This window comes from Streptomyces sp. P5F9 (assembly GCF_057961495.1).
This window is the reverse complement of sequence record NZ_JBXVPZ010000581.1, coordinates 1-5,269: the sequence shown is the minus strand read 5'-3', so window position 1 is coordinate 5,269 and position 5,269 is coordinate 1. Positions and strand designations below refer to the sequence as shown.

General features: G+C 67.3%; 4 protein-coding genes. All 4 read left to right on the top strand.

Translation table 11 applies throughout. From position 1 onward, the window contains the following. Positions 1-137 precede the first annotated feature (137 nt). Positions 138-2,015 (top strand): tetratricopeptide repeat protein, encoded by a 1,878-nt coding sequence (locus AC31A1_RS46075; RefSeq protein WP_489659045.1) that lies wholly within the window; start codon positions 138-140, stop codon positions 2,013-2,015. Positions 2,016-2,087: 72 nt separating this feature from the next. Further along, the gene (locus tag AC31A1_RS46070) at positions 2,088-3,491 is read left to right on the top strand and encodes an extracellular solute-binding protein (protein WP_489659044.1); all 1,404 of its coding nucleotides are present in this window, start codon (positions 2,088-2,090) and stop codon (positions 3,489-3,491) included. 16 nt (positions 3,492-3,507) lie between these two features. After that, positions 3,508-4,470, top strand: coding sequence for a carbohydrate ABC transporter permease (locus AC31A1_RS46065; RefSeq protein WP_489659043.1), 963 nt, complete (start codon positions 3,508-3,510; stop codon positions 4,468-4,470). Between the two features lie 3 nt (positions 4,471-4,473). Continuing rightward, the coding region (locus tag AC31A1_RS46060) for a carbohydrate ABC transporter permease (RefSeq protein WP_489659042.1) at positions 4,474-5,269 on the top strand (796 nt) is incomplete at its 3' end.

Sequence of the window (5,269 nt, the reverse complement as noted above, 5' to 3'; positions counted from 1 at the left end):
GACGCGGGTCCGTTCACGGTCCCGTGCCGGTTGCTACGGCCGCGTTGCCTGCGGTGCCGGCGGGGTTCACCGGGCGGGACGAGGACTTGGCACGGCTGTTTCCTGTGCTGGACCCTGCCGCGGAGTCCGAGTTGCCGGTGGTGATCTGCGCGGTGTCCGGCCTTGGCGGGATCGGGAAGACGTCGTTGGCGTTGTGCGCGGCCCATAAGGCGGTCAGGGACGGGTGGTTTCCGGGCGGGACGCTGTTCGTCGACTTTCGGGGGTACGACGCGGATCCGGTTACGGCGGATCAGGCGGTGGTCGCGCTACTGGACGGGATGGGGGTGCGAGGGGCGGATCTTCCGCAGACGGCGGCGGGGCAATACGCCTTGTACCGGCGGCTGTTGGCGGAGGAGCGGCGGCCGATGTTGCTGGTCCTCGACAATGCGTCGGATGCAGGGCAGGTGATGCCGCTCGTGCCGGGGACGGATCATCACCGGGTGCTGGTCACCTCCCGGGATCGACTCACCGAACTGGACGCTCAGCTGATCGACCTCGATGTCCTCAACCCGGAGGATGCCACCGACCTCATCGACAGATCCCTGCGGCTCAGCGACCGCGGCGACGATCGGGCGGCGCGTGAACCGGAGGCCGTGTCGGCACTGGCCACGCTCTGCGGCCATCATCCGCTCGCGCTGAGGATCACCGCCGGCATGCTGCGCAAGCGCCGCCACCGTTCCGTCGCATCCCTCGTGAACGAGTTGCGGGGTGCCGAGGACGTGACGGCGGCTGTCGGAATCCGCCCGGTCTTCGAAGCGGCGTACCGGCAATTGCCGCCTGAGCAGGCCAGGTTGCTGCGTCTGCTCGCCCTGGCTCCGGCGGCCGAAGTCGGCAGTGAAATGGCCGCCGCGCTGGCAGACCTCGGCGGCGACCGGACGTTCGACCTGCTCGAAGAGCTCGCCGCATCCCACCTTGTCACGCCTGTTCCGGGAGAGGCGGACGTGCGGTGGCGGTTGCATGACTTGGTGCGGGTCTTCGGGGTGAGTGTGGTTGAGGGGGATGCGGGGTTGCGGGAGGAGGAGGCGGCACGGGCGCGGGTGCTGGCGTTCTACCACCGGCGGGCGAGGTCGGCGGATGACTGGTTGCGGTGGCTGCCGGGGAAGCCGGAGCCAGAGCGATATGCGGACCGGGGGAAGGCGTTGGCCTGGCTGGACTCCGAGCGGGCGGGTCTGGTGGCGGCGGTGCAGTGGGCGCGGGAGGAGCGGTACGCGGCCATGGCGATACGGCTGTCCCAACGCCTGGGGGAGTATCTGGACTGGCGGCGCTCATTCGACGACATGATCACGGTGTGCGGTGTCGCGCGGGAGGCCGCACACCGCGCTGGTGACCGGGTGGCCGAGGCCATGGCGTGGAACAGCCTCGGCATCGCCCTGCGGGCGACGGGCCGGGCGGAGGAGGCCATCGACGCCCACACCCACGCACGCGACCTCATGCAGGCCGTCGGGGACCGTCACCGCGAGGCCATCGCGTGGGACAACCTCGGCATCGCCTTGCAGGAGACGGGCCCGTCGGAGGAGGCCATCGACGCCCACACCCACGCACGCGACCTGCACCAGACCGCCGGGGACCGCCAGGGCGAGGCCAGAGCGTGGAACAACCTCGGCATCGCCCTGCGACGGGTGACGCGGACGGAGGAGGCGATCGACGCTCACACTCGCGCACGCGACCTGTACCAGGCCATCGGGGACCGTCACCGCGAGGCCACCGCATGGAACAACCTCGGCAACGCCCTGCGTGGGCTGGGCCGGGTGGAGGAAGCGATTGAGGCGTACGAGAAGGCCCTGGAGGGCTACCGGGAGATCGAGGACTGGTACCGGACGGCCCGCACCCTCTCCAACCTGGCCCTCGCCCACCAGCACGCCGCCCGCCCCGCCGAGGCCCGCACCTGCTACCTCCAATCCGCCGAGGCCTACACCCGAGCCAACGCCCCCGCCGAAGCCGCCCGAGCCCAATCCCGCGCAGACTCATTGACCTGACTAGACCACTCCACTTAACTTCACCGGGCAGCCATCCGCCCAGGCCACAACGTAGTGAGCCCGTAGGAGGTCATGCCCGTGCGCCCCACCGCCGCCAGCCCCCACCGAACTGCCGTACTCACACGCCTAGTTCCCCTCGTTGGCCTCGCCCTCGCCGCAACCGCCCTCACCGCCTGCGGCAGCGGTTCCGGCAGCAGCCCCGACACCGTCAAGATCTCCTTCAAGCAGTCGACGGACAACTCCATCAAGGTGATGGACACCTACCTCGCCGACATGAAGAAGCAGTTCGAGAAGCAGTACCCCGGCAAGAAGGTCGAACTCGTCCCGATCAAGGCCCCGGACTCGGAGTACTACACCAAGCTCCAGCAGATGCTCCGCTCGCCGAAGACCGCCCCGGACCTGGTCTACGAGGACACGTTCCTCATCAACAGCGACATCACGTCCGGGTACTTGAAGCCCCTCGACTCCTACCTCACCAAGTGGCCGGACTGGAACCAGTTCATCGACACGGCGAAGTCCGCCGCCAAGGCCGAGGACGGGAAGACGTACGGCGTCCCGGACGGCACGGACACCCGAGGCCTCTGGTTCGACAAGGGGATCTTCAAGAAGGCGGGCCTGCCCGCGAATTGGCAGCCGAAGACGTGGGACGACGTCCTCGCCGCGGCCCGCACGATCAAGCAGAAGGTCCCGGGCGTCACCCCGCTCAACGTCTATACGGGGAAGCCGGCCGGCGAGGCCGCGACCATGCAGGGCTTCGAGATGCTGCTCTACGGCACCAACGACGGGACCACGGACCCCCTTTACGACAAGTCGTCGAAGAAGTGGATCGCCGGCGGCCAGGGTTTCAAGGACGCGCTCTCGTTCGTCCACACGGTCTACAAGGAGAAGCTCGGCCCGGACGTCTCGGACGCCCTCGACCCCAACATCCAGACCTACGTGGCCGGTGAACTGCTCCCCAAGGGCAAACTCGGCATCGCGCTCGACGGATCGTGGCTGCCCCAGGCCTGGTTGAAGGGCAGCGGGCACGAATGGCCGGACTGGTCAAAGGAGTTGGGGCTGGCGTACATGCCGACCCAGCAGGGCCAGGCGCCCGGCAAGGTGAGCATGTCCGGCGGCTGGACCTGGGCGATCCCCTCCAAGGCCGGCAACCCGGACCTCGCCTTCGACTTCATCAAGACGATGCAGACGAAAGCGAACGCCGAGAAGTGGTACATCGCCAACTCCGGTATCTCCGTACGGAAGGACGTCGCCGCCGACCCCGCCTACGCGACCGCCCAGCCCGGCATCAAGTTCTTCACGGACTTGGTCGCGAGCACGCACTACCGCCCGGCGTACCCGGCGTACCCGAAGGTCTCCACCGCCATCCAGGAGGCGATGGAGGGCGTGACGACGGGCGACATGTCGGTGGACAAGGCGGCGAGTTCGTACGACGACGAGCTCAAGTCGGCCACGGACAACCAGGTCACCGAGAAATGAGCGGCGGCGACCGCCGATGACCACGACACCGCAGCACGCGGGCCCGGGCGAGACGAAGGTTCCCTCCGGGCCCGGCGGCCCCGACACTCCAACTTTTCAACTTCCCACCCAGAAGCGCCCGTTCACCCAGACCCTCACGGGCCTCCTCCCCCTCTCCCCCGCCCTGATCCTCCTGCTCCTCTTCCTGGCCGGCCCGATCGCGTACTGCGCCTACATCGCCTTCACCGACCTCCAACTCACGGGCCAGGCCCACTCATCCTTCGTGGGCTTCGCGAATTTCCGCACGGCCTTCAAGGACTCGGAATTCCTGAACGCCGTATGGCTGACGCTGGTGTTCACGGTCCTGTCGTCCCTGATCGGCCAGAACACGATCGGCCTGGCCCTGGCCGCGCTGATGCAGCGCGCGTCAAAGCCGGTGCGCACGCTCACGGGCGGGATCGTGATCACGGCGTGGGTACTGCCGGAGGTGGTGGCCGGCTTCCTCCTCTACGCCTTCTTCCGCCGCGAAGGCACCCTGAACGCCATCCTGGACTGGCTCCATCTCCCCTCCCAGAACTGGCTGTTCACGCTTCCGATCCTGGCGGTGTCGTTCGCGAACGTGTGGCGGGGAACGGCGTTCTCGATGCTGGTGTACTCAGCGGCCCTGAACGAGATCCCCAAGGAGATCACGGAAGCGGCGGAGGTCGACGGCGCGAGCGGCTGGCGCCGGATGTGGCACATCACGCTGCCGATGATCCGCCGTTCGATCGGCACGAACCTGATGCTGAACACGCTGCAGACCCTGTCCGTCTTCGGCCTGATCTGGGTGATGACGAGAGGCGGCCCGGGAAACAAGAGCCAGACCCTCCCCCTCTACATGTACGAACAGGCCTTCCAGAACAGCATGATCGGCTACGCCACGGCGGTCGCGCTGCTCCTGCTCCTGGTCGGCTCGCTCTTCTCGGTGATCTACATGCGCCTGCTGCGAACGGAGGTCTGACCCATGGCACTCACCCTCTCCTCCCGCCGCAGGAGCCGACGCCTGGCGGCAGACGCGGGGCTGCTGGTGGTCGCGGCGACGTTCGCGCTGCCGCTGCTCTGGGTGGTCCTGTCGTCCCTCGACGCCCACGCGGACCTCAAGGTGAAGGCCCCCGACGGCCTGACCCTGGACAACTTCCACGCGATCCTGAACTCGGACATCACCTTCACGCCTCTGCTCAACAGCCTGATCCTGTGCGGGTTCGGGACCCTGCTGACGGTGGTGTGCGCGGCGCTGGCGGCGTATCCCCTGTCGCGGTTCCGGTCGCGCCTGAACCGCCCCTTCCTCCTGACGATCCTCTTCGCGACCAGCCTGCCGATCACCGCGATCATGGTGCCGGTGTACGCGTTGTTCGTGCAGGTGAATCTCATCGACACCATGCAGGGCACGATCTTCTTCTTCGCCGCGTCCCAACTCCCCTTCGCCATCTGGCTGATGAAGAACTTCATGGACGGCGTACCGAAGGAGTTGGAGGAGGCGGCGTGGACCGACGGAGCGTCGTCGCTCCAGTCGCTCGTACGGATCGTTCTTCCGCTGATGGGGCCGGGGGTCGCGGTGGTGACCGTCTTCTCGTTCGTGATGATGTGGGGGAACTTCTTCGTCCCGTTCATGCTGCTGCTGACGCCGGATCAGATGCCGGCGAGCGTGAGCATCAATGAGTTCTTCGGGAATCGGGGGATGGTGGCTTATGGGCAGCTGGCCGCGTTCTCGGTTGTTTATTCGACGCCGGTGATTTTGTTGTATGTGCTGGTGGCGAGGC

Excerpts from the sequence above, each read along its gene's own strand:
- AC31A1_RS46070 (WP_489659044.1), top strand. The coding sequence starts at position 2,088 with ATGCCCGTGCGCCCCACCGCCGCCAGCCCCCACCGAACTGCCGTACTC.
- AC31A1_RS46065 (WP_489659043.1), top strand. The coding sequence starts at position 3,508 with ATGACCACGACACCGCAGCACGCGGGCCCGGGCGAGACGAAGGTTCCC.